General features: G+C 48.1%; 11 protein-coding genes. 4 read left to right on the top strand and 7 right to left on the bottom strand.

The annotated features are described in order from the left end of the window. The first annotated feature begins 364 nt into the window (after positions 1 to 364). Both K4A83_RS01080 and K4A83_RS01075 read left to right on the top strand, forming a co-directional pair. Positions 365 to 1465, top strand: a complete 1101-nt coding sequence (locus tag K4A83_RS01080; RefSeq protein ID WP_407809771.1) for a CobW family GTP-binding protein — start codon at positions 365 to 367, stop codon at positions 1463 to 1465. A gap of 263 nt (positions 1466 to 1728) precedes the next feature. Next, positions 1729 to 4350, top strand: coding sequence for a TIGR03960 family B12-binding radical SAM protein (locus tag K4A83_RS01075; RefSeq protein ID WP_265262522.1), 2622 nt, complete (start codon positions 1729 to 1731; stop codon positions 4348 to 4350). A 251-nt stretch (positions 4351 to 4601) separates the two neighbouring features. On the opposite strand, the gene K4A83_RS01070 is transcribed toward K4A83_RS01075, so the two are convergent. Next, positions 4602 to 4913 (bottom strand): hypothetical protein, encoded by a 312-nt coding sequence (locus K4A83_RS01070; RefSeq protein ID WP_265262521.1) that lies wholly within the window; start codon positions 4911 to 4913, stop codon positions 4602 to 4604. A 555-nt stretch (positions 4914 to 5468) separates the two neighbouring features. Between K4A83_RS01070 and K4A83_RS01065 the strand changes: the two genes are divergently transcribed. Next, on the top strand, positions 5469 to 6602 hold the full coding sequence (locus K4A83_RS01065; protein WP_265262520.1) for a hypothetical protein: 1134 nt from the start codon (positions 5469 to 5471) through the stop codon (positions 6600 to 6602). Here K4A83_RS01065 and K4A83_RS01060 read toward each other — a convergent pair. From K4A83_RS01060 to pilM, 5 genes are all read right to left on the bottom strand, one after another. Then, entirely contained in the window at positions 6590 to 8218 is a 1629-nt protein-coding gene (locus K4A83_RS01060; RefSeq protein WP_265262519.1) for an ArnT family glycosyltransferase, read from the bottom strand. The two genes, K4A83_RS01065 and K4A83_RS01060, sit on opposite strands and share 13 nt — an antisense overlap. Positions 8219 to 8227: 9 nt before the next feature. Continuing rightward, positions 8228 to 10651 carry a secretin N-terminal domain-containing protein gene (locus tag K4A83_RS01055; protein WP_265262518.1) on the bottom strand — a complete coding sequence of 808 codons (2424 nt, stop codon included), beginning with the start codon at positions 10649 to 10651 and terminating at the stop codon, positions 8228 to 8230. Positions 10652 to 10878: 227 nt separating this feature from the next. Next, positions 10879 to 11637: a hypothetical protein gene (locus tag K4A83_RS01050; RefSeq protein ID WP_265262517.1), complete on the bottom strand. Its 759-nt coding sequence runs from the start codon at positions 11635 to 11637 to the stop codon at positions 10879 to 10881. Positions 11638 to 11652: 15 nt separating this feature from the next. Continuing rightward, positions 11653 to 12462, bottom strand: coding sequence for a PilN domain-containing protein (locus tag K4A83_RS01045; protein WP_265262516.1), 810 nt, complete (start codon positions 12460 to 12462; stop codon positions 11653 to 11655). Between the two features lie 6 nt (positions 12463 to 12468). Next, positions 12469 to 13566: a type IV pilus assembly protein PilM gene (gene pilM / locus K4A83_RS01040; protein WP_265262515.1), complete on the bottom strand. Its 1098-nt coding sequence runs from the start codon at positions 13564 to 13566 to the stop codon at positions 12469 to 12471. A 135-nt stretch (positions 13567 to 13701) separates the two neighbouring features. Here pilM and K4A83_RS01035 point away from each other — a divergent pair, with 135 nt between their 5' ends. After that, a complete protein-coding gene (locus K4A83_RS01035) occupies positions 13702 to 14985 on the top strand; it encodes an ABC transporter substrate-binding protein (RefSeq protein WP_407809772.1) in 1284 nt (427 codons plus the stop codon). A 69-nt stretch (positions 14986 to 15054) separates the two neighbouring features. On the opposite strand, the gene K4A83_RS01030 is transcribed toward K4A83_RS01035, so the two are convergent. Further along, positions 15055 to 18738, bottom strand: a complete 3684-nt coding sequence (locus K4A83_RS01030) for an ATP-binding protein (RefSeq protein WP_265262513.1) — start codon at positions 18736 to 18738, stop codon at positions 15055 to 15057. Between the last annotated feature and the right edge of the window lie 2 nt (positions 18739 to 18740).

Raw genomic sequence — 18740 nt, 5'->3', positions numbered from 1 at the left:
GTTGAGGGAGGCGATCGCAAAACCCAACCCCCCCGCAGAAACAGATCACCCGCAGAAACAGATCAGAGGTCTTGACAGACTCTCCCGTTAGGCTACCCTTGAACAGGAGATTGGTAAGTTCACACTAAAGCCTGCATCCGAGGGACTCACCCCCCATTCTAACAGTCTCCTCTCGCGAGACAGAGGGCCTTTTCCCTGCTGCAACGGCAAAAACAGCCCATCCCTCACCTAGTATGCTCTTTCCCAGTTGATCTGCTAGGGGTACAGTCGCTGATCATCCCCCCAAAGGACTAACCCCATCAAGGCATACACCTAAACCGATAAGATAGAGATGTAGATTCCCATAGGTTTTCAGACCAAGCTTATGCAGACAGTCGATCCTAAAAACAACTCAGTCCACAATATGGACATTCCTAAAGTCGGTTTACCTGTGACGATTATCACAGGATTCCTCGGCAGTGGTAAAACCACCCTCCTTAATCATATTTTGACCAACCAAGAAGGTCTTAAAACGGCAGTTTTAGTCAATGAATTTGGCGAGATTGGTATTGATAATGAACTAATCGTCAGCACAGGCGATGATATGGTAGAACTGAGCAATGGTTGTATTTGCTGCACGATTAATGAAGATCTAGTCAATGCCGTGTATCGGGTTTTAGAGCGGGATGATAAGATCGATTATTTAGTGGTTGAAACCACCGGATTAGCTGACCCTTTACCTGTAGCTTTAACCTTTTTAGGCACAGAAATTCGGGATATGACCCGGTTAGATTCTATTGTCACGGTAGTAGACTGTGAGAACTTCAGTCTAGATTTATTTAACAGTGAAGCGGCCTACAGTCAAATTGCCTATGGTGATGTGATTTTATTGAATAAAGTTGATTTAGTCGATGAGGCTAATGTAGATGCGCTAGAGGTGAGAATTCGGGATATTAAATCCGAGGCGCGAATCTTACGGACAACTCGTTCACAAGTGCCGTTACCCCTGATTTTAAGTGTAGGTTTATTTGAGTCTGACAAATACTTTGATCAGGTGGAAGATGACCATGATCATCATCACCACCATGACCATGATCATGATCATGAGGATCATGTTTGTGATGAAACTTGTGACCATGATCACCACCATGATCACGATCATGATCACCACCATCATCATCACTCAAATCACCTAGAAAATGATGGTTTCACCTCTATTTCTTTTAGTAGTGATAAACCTTTTGCCATTCGGAAGTTTCAGTCTTTCTTAGATAACCAGTTAACGTCTAATATTTTCCGTGCTAAGGGGATTCTCTGGTTTGAAGAAAGTCCCAATCGTCATATTTTTCATTTAAGCGGTAAGCGGTTTTCTATTGAGGATGACGAGTGGAAAGGGGAGAAAAAGAATCAAATTGTCTTGATTGGTCAAGATTTGGATCATGATAAACTGCGTCAACAGTTAAAGGATTGTTTAGTGGAGGGTTAAACAATTTGAAGTGGTGACATTTTGGAAAGTTTAACCCATATCCTAGGGGGAATTCATGTTCCCCCTAACACAACTCATGGGAATAGGGAATAGGTAATAGGGAATAGGGAATAGGGGATAGGGGATAGGGGATAGGGAACAATTCAATTATCAATTATCAATTAATTATCAAACCCGTCAAGATTGACTGAGGAGGTCAAAGCAAAGCCGAGACAATACGGGAACGCGATAGTATAGATATATTCACGCAGGAGGAAAACACCTTGGTTGTTGCGATTGAAAACTTACTCACCCCAGAAATCAATAAACCAGCCCGCTACTTAGGGAATGAAGTGGGGGCGGTGCATAAACCTTGGGACAGTGCCGCCGTGCGTTGGGTGCTGACTTATCCTGAAGTGTACGAAGTGGGGGCTTCTAACTTGGGGCATATTATTCTCTACAATGTGCTGAATGCTCAACCGCGTCAACTGTGCGATCGCGCTTATCTCCCCGCCCCCGACTTAGCCCAGAAACTCCGCGACACCCACACCCCCCTCTGGGCCTTAGAAGCCCGTCGCCCCCTACTCGATTTTGATATTCTCGGTTTTAGTCTCAGCTACGAGTTAGGGGCAACTAATATCCTAGAAATGCTCGACTTAGCAGGAATTCCCCTCACCGCACAACAACGCTTACAGGAAGAATCTAGCCTCCATTATCCCCTTATTTTTGCTGGAGGACAAACAGCTACATCGAACCCCGAACCCTACGCCGACTTTTTCGATTTTATCGCCCTAGGGGATGGAGAGGAACTCCTCCCAGAAATCGGCCAAGCTGTTGATGAGGGAAAAGCCGCCGGATTGTCTCGCCATGGCTTATTACTCAAACTCGCCCAAGAAGTCAAAGGGGTTTATGTTCCTTGCTTCTATGATCTGGCCGAGGATGGGTCAGTGCATCCGAACCATCCCGACGTTCCCCCCCGCATTTTACGCCGCGTCGCCGCCCCCCTACCGGAATATTCCATCGGTTTAGTGCCGCATATCCAAACGGTACACGATCGCCTGACAGTGGAAATTCGCCGGGGATGTACGCGGGGCTGCCGTTTTTGCCAGCCGGGAATGTTAACCCGCCCCGCCCGGGATGTGGAGCCGGAAAAGGTCGTACAAGCCATTACTGAGGGAATGCGGGCAACGGGCTATAATGAGTTTTCCCTCTTGTCCCTTTCCTGTTCCGACTATTTAGCCCTGCCTGCGGTGGGGATGGAGATTAAAAACCGCCTCAAGGACGAAAATATCGCCCTTTCCCTGCCCAGTCAACGGGTGGATCGGTTTGATGAAAATATTGCCCAGATTATCGGTGGCACCAGGCAAACGGGCTTAACCTTTGCCCCGGAAGCAGGTACCCAACGGATGCGGGATGTGATTAATAAAGGCCTCACCAATGAGGAGTTATTACGGGGCATCAAAACGGCCGTCGAACAGGGCTGGGATAAGGTTAAGCTGTATTTTATGATTGGCTTGCCGGGGGAAACCGATGCGGATATTTTGGGCATTGCGGAAACCCTGCGCTGGCTACGGCGAGAATGTGCGGTGAAGGGACGCAAACGCTTAGATTTTAATGTCACCATCTCGAATTTTACGCCCAAACCCCACACCCCTTTTCAGTGGCATTCTGTCTCGACGGCGGAGTTTTTGCGCAAACAGGAGTTATTGCGCCAAGAGTTGCGGGGAATGCGAGGGGTGAAGGCGAATTTTACCGATGTGCGCTTTTCGGTGATGGAGGATTTTCTGGGACGAGGCGATCGCACCCTAGCCCCGGTAATCCGTCGCGCTTGGGAATTGGGCGCGGGGATGGATGCTTGGATGGAAGGGTTAGATCAGGCCTTTGCCGCTTGGGAACAGGCCATTGCAGAATCCGACCTCAGTTGGAAATATCGCCAAATTGAGGAGGGAGAATGGAACGTCATGGAGTCCCAAAACACCCGTCTGGACTCCAAACGCAAGCGCCCCCAATACTCTTGGGATGAGCGCCTTAACGCCCGTCTCCCCTGGGATCACATCAACACAGGCATTGATAAAGACTGGCTCAAAGCTGACCTACAACGGGCACTAGAAGCCGCTACGGTCCCTGATTGTGCCTTTGAAGGCTGTTCTCAATGTGGCATCTGTGGGGCGGATTTTGGTCAAAATATCGTCATTGAACCCCCACCCATTCCCGCTTTCCAAGGGCATTTTAAGCCCAATCAAGACCGGGTTCAGCGCCTGCGGGTGCGTTTTGGCAAATTAGGGGAAATGCGCCTCCTCAGCCACCTCGACCTAGTGCGACTGTGGGAACGGGTGATCCGCCGCGCTGGGATTCCCATCTCCTTTAATGGGGGATATCATCCCATGCCGCGCATTTCTATCACCTCAGCCCTACCCTTGGGAATGACCAGTTGCGGCGAGTTAGTAGATTTTGAACTGACTCAACGCTATGAGGTGGCGGAGTTTGAACGATTGCTGAAGGAGAAACTTCCCCCGGATATTCCGGTGTATGAAGTCCAAGAGATTGATCTACAAAGTAAGTCGGCCAATCGTTTGTTACAACAAGCGGAATATACCCTAGAGGTGGCCGGAGAGGAGGCCAACTGGGAGGGCTGGATTAACGAGGTGTTGGGGCGTTCTGAGATTTTGTTTGAGAAAACCACCAAGTCCGGGAAACGGCAAATGATTAACCTGCGCGATCGCCTTTTCTCCCTCTCTCTCCTCTCTTCTACCCCCAGTGGGGCGAAACTCCACTATCTGGGCAGTTACACCAACGAGGGCGTGGTTCTCCACCCTGAACATATTCTGTTCATGTTGGAGCAGGTTTCTGGGCAACCCCTTGAGTTATTACACGCCCACCGAGAGCAGTTAGGCCTTGCTGAATAAGTCCGGGAGCAGGGGAGCAGGGGGGCAGGGGAGAGGGGAATTGATAATTGATAATTGACAATTGATAATTATTACCTATTACCTATTCCCTTGTTAAGTCTAGCGTTGGGCTTTTTCAGCAGACCCCATCTAAAAATCGCGCTCAAACCTTAAAACGATTTGAGCGCGATTCAAGAATATTCAGTAAAAAGTTTTAACAAAAAAAATTGAAAAATTTTTGATTTTATCCTCAGACCATCACAACTTGTTAATTAAGAGATTAGGGTTTCTTCTCTGTGGGGGTGAGAGTCAGGGAAAAACTCATCCCGAATCGGCTCCAACGGCTTCAATTCACCCGGTTTTCCATAATGATTGGGCAACGCCAAAGACTGTTCCAACAAGGCAATATCTTCACCCAAAGGAGTCCAGTTAGTATGGGCAAAGGGTTGAACCGCCAGACTACAGGCTTTCCAGCATCCTTTGACCGGAACACCTAGTTGTGCGCAAAGACCACCCCGCCGCCCTTCTGGCTGATAATAGCTACAGAGGCGACAGGTAGACGTGCAAAAACGCTGATTATTCATGGCAACTCTTGGGGGGGGAGAAGGGCTAGAGGGACTGGTTCGGGAAGGCTCACAGGAATGCTATTCGCACTTCATTCTTCCATTTTGAATTCAATTTTTAAAGTCTGTGGGCTTGTGCAATAAATAGATACAAATTTGTTAGACTTTGTTGTTTTATCGGACACTATTGGGAGGATAACCCTCTGAGATCACGGGGATCAACTTGGGGATCAATCTCAATGCCGGACTTTAATCAATGATCAACACGAAAAAAACGCCCCCTACATTTTCAGCGTAACTCAGGCTAAGAAGGGTTAATTTATTTCTTTATGTTTTCTTCATAGTAGAAACGTTATAATCATGCGTTTTTCTCCATAACACCCTGTTGAGTCTAGGAAAACCCTTGATCCCCGTCCTTTAGGTCTTCACCAGTCCCCTAGTCGTTTCCGCAAGATTTGCTCAAAAGACCTGCCAACAGTTCCCATGAGTCCCACTGGGAGAAAAAAGTTCCGCCTCGGCAAACTGGGCGGGGTCTGTGCCAAAATAGACACGGCGACTAGATTCAGGAGTGAAGTTATGGCAAAAAACGGTTCAGGACAATATTCCACCCCATCGGGCATGAGTCCGGTATTAGAAAGCGCCCTCAGTTGCTTAGATGTGCAACTCGAAGAAGAGTTAGCCCGCTACCGTCGCCAACGGACAGCCACCCCTGAACCTACTCCCACTATGCCCCCCCTCACGGAACGAGTGGCGGCTGAGGTGGCTTTTGCTCCCCTCCGTCCAGATACTGAGGCCGCCCCAACTCATGCACTCCCTAGCCCAGAAGCCCCAAAACCGCCCCTTGAACTGGAAAGCCATGTTGCTAACCTCACCCAAAAGGGCAACCCCCCCGTCCCAGACTCCGACCTCCCTCAAGATGATTTAGCGTCCTCAGCCCAACTGCGCCGCAATCTTGCTGAAGGGGAAAAAGAACCCCCGCTCACTCCCCCCCGTAATCGTCTTTTAACGCCCATTGGACTGGGGTCTATGGTGCTGTTAGGCAGTGCCTTAACCCTCACGGCGGTTGCGATTTTAGAGCCGGAACGCCTCAGCGCTCTCTATGACCGCTTGTTCCCTGCCCCGGATGCCCCGGTTGCCACGACTCCCGCGCCGAATCTTCCCCCCCTGACGATTCAAGGCCCTAACCTCGCTCAGGATGAATTTGGGGAGTTAAATTTAGACACCTTAAGCACTATTACGGCGAATCCTAGCCCGACGTTAGAACTGCCTAATATAGAACTCCTCAACCCTTCTCCTAGTCGTCCTTCGGCTCCTCCACCGCCGCCCCCGGAAGAAACCACGGACTTAACTACGGCTCTGTTACAGCCGATTCAACCCTCCCCCAGTCCGGAAGCGTCTCCGAGTCCCTCCCCTGCTCCGAGTCCGGAAGTGTCTCCGAGTCCCTCTCCTGCCTCAGATTTGGCCAATGATCCTGTCGTTGTCAACGCGGCACCGGGTCCAACGACGAGCGATTTCTACTATGTGTTGGTTCCTTATACGGGGCCGTCTTCTTTACAACAGGCTCGTTCTGCGATTCCGGATGCCTATGCGCGGCGCTTTTCTCAAGGGGTACAGTTACAAATGGGGGCGTTTATTCGGGAGTCTGATGCCAAGCAGTTGGTAGAGCGTTTAGAGGATCAGGGGATTACGGCTCAGGTTTATCGACCGTAAACTAATGTATAGGTTTCAAGGGTTCCCATCTGACTGAACCAGCCTTGGATTTGCACTGTTTTGGGGGTGGGTTGGTTGTCGGTTTCTAATTGGTCTAAAAACTGTTGGAGGGCTTGGGTTTGAGCAAAAACAAGGACGGTATCCTGTTCTCCTTCATAATAGGCTTGTAATTGGGGCAGGGGATTGTTTTCTAAGCCAATAAACTCCCGTTGTTGTTGGGCGACGTAAAAGGGCAGACTCGGTAGGTCGAAGTAGTCAGCAAAGATCACTAGGGTTTCGGGGGAGGTGGTTTGGGCGATTTGTTGGGCGACTCGTTGGGTGGCGGAATGGTTGAGGTTGACTAGGGGCATGATGAATCCCCAAATCAGGAAGGTGAGGATTAACCCGTTGCAGGTGGTGAGGGTGATGGCGTTTTCTAGGTTTCCTCGTTGGAGTTGGTGAACGGTTGCGATCGCCCACCCCAACCAAAAGACTCCCACCAACAGGCTCAAAACCCCGCCCCTGATACCCAGTAGCCAAAAGCCAGCCCCTCCTAAACCTACTGTGACGAGGAAGGACAGCAGGAGGAAAAGGCGCACGCCCCAAGGAAAGCTAGGACGGGGAGGGTGAATAATAGTATGGGCGATTAATAGGGCGATCGCACCATAGGCCCCCAAGGCGTAGGAGGGGAGTTTACTGGGAATGAATTCGTAGGCCAACCAGCCCCAAAGTAACCAAGCGGTAATCCCACTATAAAAGGGCTGCTCCCGTTTGCGCCACAGATTACGCCCTAAGTCTCCTAAAGCGGCCGGGAAGAAAATCACCCAGGGCAAAAAGCCGAGACAAAATACAACCAAAAAGTACCCCGGTGGCCCCCACTGTCCAAAGGTAATCCCCCCGCTGGCCCGTTTGAGAATATACCAATCAATCATCCATTGAATATATTCCCCCCCATCGGCCACCCAAGCCATACGCCCCCACAGGAATAGGGGAATCAGGGATAGGGGCAACCCCAGCCAAGGATGGAGGGCGATCAGATGACGGCGCTGGGGGGAAAACAGGGCGAGGGTGACGAGGGAGCCGAGAACTAAAATCAAGATGGGGGGGCCTTTGGTTAAGACTCCCAAACTCACGGCCCCCCATAATAACACTGTCCAAAGCCCTCGCGGTCGCACTAGGGTATTACAGAGGGCTAACAGGGCGATGGTTTGCCAGAGGACTAAGAGGGCATCGGTGAGGGAGACTTTGCCGAAGTTGGGTAGGAAGAGGGAGGAAAAAACAATGATGGTCGCCAGTCGGGCGGTTTTCTCCCCAAAAGCCGACCGCCCCATAGCATAAATAGTGCATCCTGTCAAGAGGACGGCTAAGGCACTGGGGAAACGCAGGGCAAATTCTTGTTCGCCGAAGACTTGAAAGGAAAGTGCGATCGCCCAAAAATGTAGGGGCGGTTTACGGTGGGGGTCAGACCAGAGAAAATCCGGTGTAACCCAGTTGCCTGTACTCAAGATATTATGGGCAAATCCGGCGTAGGCGGCCTCATCTTGGTCCCAGAGTGCGATCGCCCCATTTTGCCAAAACAGATTAAACCCGCCCCACAACAGGGCTACGATGAACAGAAGTTTTAGGGGCGATCGCATTTTAAGCTTCTAGCGATTGGGGGGTACAGGTTGACCCGGCACCGGGAACCCTTGCTGCTGTAACATTTGCTGAGACTCTTGACCCGGGGTGTAAGTGTAACCCGTTCCCCCAAAGCGTTCCGAATCATCCAACACCTGGGGAGTCACCATCACAATCACCTCATTCCGTTGATTCGTGCGATTCGTCCGACGGAACAAGGAGCCAATCAGGGGAATATCGGCCAAAATCGGCACCTTCTGCACCTGTACCCGGTCTTGGTCTTGGATAATCCCCGAGAGAATCAACGTCTGACCATCCCGCATCCGCACCACTCCAGTGGACAAATTCCGACGACTGAGCAAACTAATATTATTGGAAGATCCCCCAATATTAATCGTTTGAACTTCCCCAATGGTACTCACTTGAGGACTCACCTGCATGGTAATAAAACCATTATCATCAATCCGTTCCACATTGACCGCCAAGACTAGACCCACCCCAGCATCACCGCGACTCACCTCCACCGTCACCGTCGAGGTAATAACACCCGCCGCCGCTTGAACATCGGTTTCAATATTCGTCACCACATCCTGGGTTAAATTCACCGCCGCCGTTTGGCCTTCCTGCACAATCAGCGTCGGATCCGTGAGAATTTTAGCGTTATTATTTTGAATCGAGGCTTGAAGCTGCAATAAAAACGCATTGACCATGTTAAAGGAGGGATTGCCTGCTGTCGCCACCGCAGACTGACCGACGGTTTCACTGGTTAGACCAATACTGGGTTGAGTCGGACCAATATTTCCCCGTCCCACTTGGAAAGGTTCGGCTCCAATAAACGTATTGGGGTCCGCAGATCGAGGTTCAATAGAACCCGTAGTGGTTCTCAGGGGAACATTGCGATCGCTAGTTCCAAAATTAATAATCCCAATCCCCGACTGATTAATCACCCCCGTGTCATTAATCCCAAAAGAGAAACTGGTCCCAAACCGTCCAATATTACTCAAGTTGACATCAATAATTTTCACATTGACCGCCACTTGACGACGGCGCGCATCCAACTGTTTTAAAAAATTCGTCGCCATCTGAACCTTGCGCGGTTCTCCGACAATTGTCACCGTATTTAACCGAGAATCCGCCGCCACCGAAGTCCCCACCAACAACAGGGGGCCCAGGGAATTATCCACCTCGGGAGTAATCCGTTCTAAACGGGGAGGCAACTGTCGAGTACCAATTCTTTCCTGAGTTTGAGGGTTAATAATATCCTCCTCCAACTCCACCAACAACTGCACCTCAGCCCCTTGAGTAGCCAAGAAGTTCGCCGCACTTGATGCCGTCACTTGGTTTAAGCGAAACGTGCGCGTCACAATATTTTTAGCCGCTTGGGGCAATTCCGTCCCCACAAACACCGTCCGCCCCCGCCGAGCCGCTTGTAAACCCGCCGCTTGGATCACATAATTAAACACATCCTGCACCGGCTCATCCTGCAAATCCAAGGAAATAGTCGGGCCGCCATCTGCTCCCCCTTCCCCAGTTTCAGCAAAAATCAAGTTCAAATCGGCCGAACGCGCCAACAGACCTAACACCTCACGCACCGGAGCATCCTGTAACACAATATTCGGCACTCGGGCGCTCGTGCCTAAATCGATAATTTCTGGAGAAGAGTCCAGATTCGCCACCGCAATATCACCCACCGGGGGAGCCACCGCCCGAGGTAGAAACGGGGGAGCCGGAGCAATGGGTTGGGCTGGGGCCGCTGGAGTGGCCGGACTGCCCTCAATGGTAATGGCCGGATTCGGCACCAACACCTCAGAGCGGGGGGTTTGGGAAAATAACGAAGGGTCAAACTGGGGTAAATTCCCTTCGGGTTGAGGAATCTGGGGATTGACCGTATTTTCAGGCACCGTAAGCTGAGGGGGAGGGTCTTGGAGAGGAATAGTAGAAGGGAGGGGAGCATTCCCTTGAGGAGGAGGGAGAGGTCGCACCTCATCGGTTTGTCGTTGTGCCGCCACCCGAGGAGTCTCACCGCTAGCCGTTGCTCCCCCCGGTGCAAAACCGAACACTAACTGACCCGACTGTTGGCGCAAAATTTGACCTACGGGGGGGCGGTTTTCTCCCGAGACAATCACCCGCACGGTTTCTGAGTTGACCTGAATCATCTCCACTCGCGCAATACCGGGGACGGGGTTATTTTGTCGGAAGGTGCTGCCCCCTTCCGGTAACGCTAGCTCACTGGCCAAAATCTCAGCCACCAGACTATTCCCTTGCACCACCGTTAACACTTGGGGGATGGTGTCGCTGTCTGCTAGACCGAGAACCAACTGAAAGCCATTATTGTTGGATTGGACTTGAACTTGGGTAATTTGGACTTGAGCCGCCCCCACAGGCTGGGACACCATTAAAACGGCTGCTGCTCCGGTTAAAATCCCGACTTGCCTAAAATTAATACTCACCATTCACTCCTCAACCCATCAAACGAATTGTTATTAAATTAATTTAATTGACCTAGCAACACAATATTAGGACTTTCTTTCCCCCAGACGGGGGGTTTTTCTGCCACGATCTGGGCTTTTAAGATATATGGATAATACCCCATATTCTCTAGGATTGGGAGAAATTCCCTCGCCCAGAAAAAATTCCTAGGGGGTGACAACTCCCTTGAGAACAAGTTAAATCCCGGGTGTTACTCAACCGGAGCTTCCCCTTCAGCCCCTTGTTGACCGCCCATCGTCTCCAGTAATTCTTCCTCCGTGAGTGGCACGAGTAAATCTACATCAAACGTACTGGTGAGGATCGGTTGCCCCTGAATTCCGATATTTCCTTGAGCGTCAATGATCCGGGATTCCTGAGTCGTGACTTCTGTGCGCAGATTGTGGATCACTAACACCGATTGCAACCGTTCTAAACTGCGTAGAATGTCTTGGGTCGCTTGGAAAGTGGCCTCAATTTGTAAACTTAGGGTTTGCCGCTTGAGGAGTCCTTTCACCGTTTCTTCATAGCGTAAATCTTCGGGGGGAATGGCTTCTAAACCCGTGCTAGGGGGAGTATAACGGACAAATTGCCCCCGAGTTCTAATCTGCTGGTTGATCACAAACAGCAAGGTGTCCATAGTATCTTGACCGGAAAAGAGTCCTAGGACTTCCCGTTGATTGTTTTGGGTTTGTTGGAGTTGACTTTGCAGCTGGCTAATCTGCTCCCGTTTCAGTTCAAGTTCCTGTTTGCGGGTTTCGGCGGCATCCACATCAAAGTTCAAACTGTTCAGGGTGTCCCAGTTGGGTTTGACCACGTACCAGCCCAAGGCGATCGCACCAGCCAACCCCAACACCCCCAATAACGCACCCCCAATTGTGGGAGTCATGACAACCCCCATCACATTAGGATAGGGTGATTGTTCCTCTAGTTCACTGCCCTCCATTGGGGCAAAATCATCGGCAAATGTCATGGTTGAAAAACCCCCTTATTCTTCAAGAATCCCCTTATTCTTTAAGGCTTGTAACCGGATTACCGATCCGGCCGCACCTCGGTTGCCATAATAGGCAATTAATTCAGCCGTTGGAATCTCGCTCACATCCTGCATCGCAATTTCTAAGCTATAACGCACCACTTTGATATCATCCAAAGCATCTCCCACTTCAATGGTGACTCCTTCGGCCGGTTCCGGTTTGTGGGGATCATCGACTAATTCCGCTTCGGTGATGCGCGCCGATTCACCATTAAACAAGGGCGATTCTTTGAGATTTAGCAAGAAGATATTCACATTATCATAAGAATCTGCGACCCCAGATATCCGCAGGATAGGCATAGGTCGCCCGCCCCCCTCGACCTCTTGCCCGGTATCTTGAGGGGTAATGGTTTCAATGGCAGAGATTTTTAAACTGCTCGGGGTGACATCGCGAACGGACTGTAAGATGGCCGATGGGGGGATAATATGGGCGAAAACCCCGGCTAATCCTCGGGTTTGCTCTTGGGCAACCGTTAATTGAGCTTCTAACTGGGCAATTTGGGTTTCAATTTGTTCCAACTGGCTAATATCCGCCTGTAAACCACTTAAGGTGTTCTGGGTGCGGGTGGTTTCATAATCAATCCAAAAATAAGCCGCTCCCACTAACCCTAAACACAATACAGCAATACCTCCTCCAATCCCCAGGGGGATTAATTCCTCTTTGGCAATTTGCCGTTTGGGGGTTTTGGCCTGGACAAATCCTGACCCCCCGCCTGTGGGAATGGCGGCTCTATCTTTAAGAAAATTAATGTCTAAACTATACATTTTATGTTAAATCTCCCTTAAACCTAACCCTAAAGCAATGCCCAGACTCGGCCGCACCACTGAGGGAATTTCTTCATCCATTTCTAGGGAAAGTGCGGCCACGGGGTCAATTTGAGCGGTGGGTAAACTGAGACGATTGGTAAAAAATTCATCTAGTTGACCAATTCCCCCCCCCGGTCCGGCGAGCAACAGTTGAGCCACTTCTAATTCCCCACTTTGATTCAAGTAAAAGTCAATGGAACGACGTAACTCATCGGCTAATTCCCCTAGCACCCGTAACAAGGCGGCCATCCCGGGGTTAATTCCCGTTGCTCCTGTGCGTAACCCATCTACGGGGGTGTTGGGAATAGTCATCCCCTGCAACATCTCGGTATCCCGTTTGGTGGGTAAGTTCATGGCACGGGATAGGGCGCTTTGCAGTTGAAAGGTACCAATGGGAACCGTGCGAGAAAATTGAGGGACTCCATCCACTACGATAGCAATTTCTGTACTTTCAAATTCTATATCGACTAAGACGGCGGCTTCTTGGGGACCAAATTGGCGCAGTTGTTCGCGAATGGTACGAATCAGAGCAAAACTATTAATTTCTAGCACATCTACTTCTAGGCCGGCTTGTTGGAAGGTGTCGAGATAGGTGTCTGTGACTTCCCGACGGGTGGCCACGAGCAGGACTTGCACTTTTTCAATGCCGTCCTCGTCTTCAAAAAAGCCCAACTTTTGATAGTCTAAATCCACTTCTTCCCGAGGGTAGGGCAAATAAAGCCCGGCCTCATGATTCAAGACCATATCCCGTAATTCTTGGTCGTCTAGTTCTGCCGGAATGGGAATAATGCGAATGATCGCCTCTCGCATGGGGACGGAGGTGGCCACTTTTTTCACTTTAATGTTATTTTCAGTGAGGAGTTCTTGGATTAGTTCGGCTAGGGCAGGGGAATCTACAATCTGACCTTCTTCAAAGATGCCCTCGGGAACTTCTCGGGTGAGGTAGGTTTCTAGTTTGTAGTTTTGTCCCTGTTTACGCAGTTGAACGATGTTAATGCGTTCTGGCGCTACTTCAATGCCAATCCCTTTGGTTTTTTTGCCAAATAGGTTCTTAACAAACATAGGTGTTTTGGTCGTTGAGCTTGAAGCTGGATGAATGCCTAGAGGGGCTTTTCTCTAATGCTACTCAAATCTAGCCTAGAATGGCTGGACTGGGAAGATTTTTCTCTGGACGGAAGTCAATTGGAAGGCGATTTTATGAATAAATGGTCGAAATGGTTTCGTTTGGGGCTGTTTGCCCTGTTGGGGATTGGGGTCAGTTGGTTAGTGAGTTGTTCCCGTCCGGCGGCTACGTCGGGAACGGAGATTGAGTTCTGGACGATGCAACTCCAACCCCAATTTACGGCCTATTTTGAGGGGTTGATTGAGGAGTTTGAGGCGGAAAATCCGGGGGTTAAGGTGCGCTGGGTGGATGTGCCTTGGGAGGCGATGGAGAGTAAAATTCTCACCTCGGTGGCGGCCAATACGGCTCCGGATGTGGTGAACTTGAATCCCAAGTTTGCCTCTCAGTTGGCGAGTCGTGAGGCTTGGCTGAATTTGGATGAACAATTGTCTGAGGATGACCAACGGCTGTATTTACCGAAGATTTGGCAGGCTAGCACGCTGAATGGGAAGACGTTTGGTCTGCCTTGGTATTTAACGACTCAGGTGACGATTTATAATCGGGCGCTGTTGGAGGCGGCGGGGATTGAGAATCCGCCCCAAACCTATGAGGACTTGGCTAGGGTGGCGCGTCAGGTGAAGGATAGGACGGGTAAGTTTACGCTGTTTGTGACTCTGATTCCTGAAGATTCGGGGGCGGTTTTGGAGTCTTTGGTCAAAATGGGGGTGATGTTGGTGGATGAGTCGGGGAAGGCGGCGTTTAATAGTCCTGAAGGGGTGGCGGCGTTTGAATACTGGGTTAATCTCTATCGGGAGGGATTATTACCGCCGGAAATCTTGACAAGGGGGCATCGTTATGGTATAGACCTGTATCAAACGGGGGAGGCGGCGCTGGTGGCGACGGGACCACAGTTTTTAAATGCGATCGCCACCAATGCGCCGGATATTGCTCAAGTCTCGGGAGTTGCACCGGAAATCACGGGGGAGACGGGCAAGAAGAATGTGGCGGTGATGAATTTAACCATTCCCCGCACCACCCGACACCCGGAAGAAGCGGTTAAGTTTGCTCTGTTTGTCACCAATAGTCAAAACCAGTTAGCGTTTGCCCAAGAGGCGAAGGTGTTGCCCTCGACTCAGGAAGCGGTGGCGGAATTTATTGAGGTATTGGAAAGCTCTAGTGAGTTGTCACCCCAAGAGGAGGCGGTTTTAGTGGGGGCGAAACAGTTACAGGATGCTGAGGTGTTAATCCCCGTCATGGACAATTTGAATGTGTTGCAAAGGGCAATTTATGAAAACTTACAGGCGGCGATGTTAGGGCAAAAAACTGTAGAACAAGCGCTGGCTGATGCTGCTCAACAGTGGGACCAAGCCCAAAGTTAAGGACATATTGGGGGCAAGCGATCTTCACTCGTTTGCTTGTCCCCGGGTCTTTTTCTTAGGGCTTGGTCGTTAATCAGGTTTTGATAAAATTAAGTTCAAAACATTTAACGTCGGAGAGTTTAGTAAGTATTGTTCTGAGAAAGCCTGTTGACGGATTTCTTTCAAACTACAACTGTGAAACACGACAAAAGGAAATTCTTCATACTGATAGCCAATCGGTAAAATATTAGAATCAACGGGATAGATTGACCGGACATATTGAGCTAAAATTTCCCGAAATGAATCTTCTTTTGCTTGTTCTTGCTTTTGCTCAAAAAATTCTCGCAAAATATCACCCACAATAAAGACGAAAAGGGGAATAGCATAATATCGTTCTAAACGTTGACTGAATTGTTGAAATTGTTGGGAGCGTTCCGAGTCTCTCACCGCTTCAATTAACTGGATAGCATTGACTATCTGCTCTTTTAACTCATCTGGATATTGGGGACGGAAACTGACTTTTTTCATCAATTCTAGTAAGTGACCATCTTGATATTTTAGAATGTTATTTAGGCGCAATAAATACGTCTCTTCAAGCCTTTTTTCTGCTAACGGAACAATTAATAAACTACCCGTTAAATAGCTTAATTCGAGATGATTAAACTGGAGTAAATGATCTAAAGTTTTACCCTGCAACGGTTTAAGAAACTGCTGGGTAAAATCTTGATTTAACTGGAGGTACGACAGGGAGTTTTGAGCAATATCATGGGATAAGCTAGGGATCTCATTGTTCTGATGCAGCCTAAAATCAGTTGCCGCCAATAATGGTTCTAACTGCTCTAAAATCTCTTTAAGAACAGTATCCTTGGGATTTTTAGCGGTTTCTTTTTGCAATCTCTGAACTAAACTAGCCAATTGATTAGAAAAGGTTTGTCCGGCTGCACTCATGGATTTTCCCCCAATGGGAATGATTAAAAATTGATCACTACCAATCGGACTCACTCCCTGAATTCGGGTTAAAATCGCAGCTTTGAGTAAGAGTAGAATATTAAACAGGTTTAAAATACTTTTCTGCAAGGAACTTTTTACATCTTCTTTATAATAAACGGCTCGTTCTGTCAGGTAAAATGTTAAAAACTTATCCTGTTGATCAATCTCTCGATCTCCCCGACCTCGATAAATGACTTGGATAATTTCCATCAGGTTTTTTTCAATGGCAAAGCGAGGGATTTCAACTAGAATATGTCTCGCTTTAGGGAAGGATAGACCTCGACTCCCAGAGGATGTCATGAAAATCACGCGGACTTGATTTTTATATTGCTCAAGTTGCTGTTTTTCCCATTCTGAAATGTCGCCATGAACTTCTAAATAGTCTTCTCCTTTGCTAAATTTAGGTAAGCTTTGGGTTAATTGGTCAATCAGGATGGTCAGTTTACTTTTATTTTGGATATAAACAATAATCTGTTCAACTTGGGGATTGGCTAACAAGGTTTGCACATCGGAAAAAATTCGGTCGGTTTCTTGTTTTTCGAGTTGCTTTTCATATTGTCTACGCAAGCTGTCAGACTCCTGAGACGCATAGGATTGAACAAAAACTTTATAGGTGATGGTTAAACGTTTGGCTGGGTAAGCATTGGTATTGATCAGAGTAGCGGGATGATGTTTGAATTGGAAACTTTTTAGGGAAATGGCTTCAGGGGGAGTTTGGCAATGTCTGAAGTAAATTTTATCCGGTTCTGGTTCAATTTTTTCTAAGTGTTTATTAATTACCGAGGCATCGACTAAAGACGCATCGGCAATGATCACTTTGCAGTTAAAGCCATACTGGGGATCGGTTAATTTATATTTACGGATAAATTCTTCAATGCGTTGTAAAAAAGCAACTCCCGTATCATCTCCCGTAATTTCATCAATCATAATAATTAGATGTTTGAGTTTGCGGGAGATATTCTGCATTTTATCGGGCAAAATTTTTCGGTCGCGTTCCTGGTAAGCATTTTTAAAGATTTCCTGCAAATGGTCTAATGTATCCCCTTGACGAGTTTGTTTAAGAGATTGGATGGAAACGGTAGCCACAATTTGATGAGAAATGTTTTCATTGATTAATACAGTTATAGCTTTAGCAACACTCTGCAAGACTCCTGCTGAAGATTTTTCGGCTGGAGTAATGGTCTTTTGATCAAGACGTTCTAGGGGAATTTGACGGTTTCTGCTACTCTCTGGAATCCGACTATCCTTAAAATCAATACCGGATTGTTGAAAATGTTCTTGGTGTGTATTAGACTGATATTGAATGGTAGGGCGGCCAGAGTTGTTTTTAATCAGGTTGGCGTGGGAGTTAAGGGTAAACACCCCATCCTGAAAGAGTTGCTGAGTGTGGCGCTTTTTGAACTTCTCTAGGATATCGAGATTGACCTGTTTCCGAGGACTGGCATAGAGGAATAAAAACCCCTCGTCGGCATGATTTTGTAGGAATTTGGCGATCGCGGTGGTTTTCCCAATTCCCGGATTCCCCGTCAGGAAGAGGAAAGGACGGGAATTGTCGGGAGAAAGCGATCGCATCACTAACTCCTGATGGGCATCTTGTAGATTTATCCCCTCCCCCAATCCCAGTTTCTCCCGCAACTCAGGAGACACCTCCCCCACAGAATTAGCAAATCCTGTAATGATTTCTTGATGTTCTATACAAGTCCTCTGATTCGGAGTAATACTCAGGAGTTGATTAACAAAATCCCTCCCCCCCTCAAAACTGCGCGACACACTCCGTTTAATCTTATTTAACACACGCTCCCGAGTCTCATCAATCCCCTGATCTCTTTCGTATTCTTGATAAATCTTCTGGCAAGTGGCTAAAAATTCCTGACTTTCCTGTTGTTGGGGATTCACGCAAACAGAAGAGAGTCCACGATTGGTATATCCAATAATATTAAAGAGAATTGAGGTTTTCCCATCCTCTGGATTAATAATTTCCCTCTCGCAGAGAAATTGATAAAAACTGTAAGCATATCCCCCAGCTTGAATTAACTTCACCATCTCCTTATCAGAAGAGTAAAACGCATTGAAATAACTGCGCAAAGCCTGTGATAATGAGTAGTCTAAGCAACTGGTATCCAGTCGTAACTGAGCAAACACACTCTTAGAGCGAAAATGATTAATCTCTCGCCACAATAAATTCTTGATAATCCGAATAAAACCTAAATCTTCCCCTTCAGGAGCAAACTGAGCAACAAAAGCAGATAAATCAACACACACCAGTCTATACTTAACCTGTCTCCTATTTAAGCGCAACAATAACAGAGTATCTGCCTTGAGAAACTGTCCTCCTTGTTTGTAGCGTGCAATAATAGAATCCACCGAAGAAAGATTAGGAAACTGTTGCAAAACATCTCGTTCCCAACTGTCCCCCTCCTTGCGATTTTGTCCTAAACTATTGTCTCCCCTAAAACAACATTGCAAATAAACCACCTCCACCCTTGAACTTTCCCCCGGAAAAACAAATTCCAGATACTCTCGCCAAAAATTTAACCCCGCTAAAAAACCTCGTAACAAAAAGAACTGACTCCACTTTTCTAAAACCCTTTTTTCTTGAGGACTGGTGACTTGACTTAATAAGGTTTTCGCCATCTCAGAAAATCGGATATTTTGCAAGTCTTTTTGATACAAATTTCCATAGGAATGTTGTACCTTAGACTGCTTGATGCCCGTTAACAACCCTAAATTAAAGCCAACTTCAAATAAACGGCCTAAATCCGCAGAAATTTCTGATTTCATCATGA

Origin of the sequence: Spirulina subsalsa FACHB-351 (assembly GCF_026130165.1) — a bacterium.
Taxonomy (GTDB): Bacteria; Cyanobacteriota; Cyanobacteriia; order Cyanobacteriales; family Spirulinaceae; genus Spirulina_A; species Spirulina_A subsalsa_A.
The sequence above is the reverse complement of the archived record's forward strand: the minus strand, read 5'-3'. Positions and strand labels throughout refer to the sequence as shown.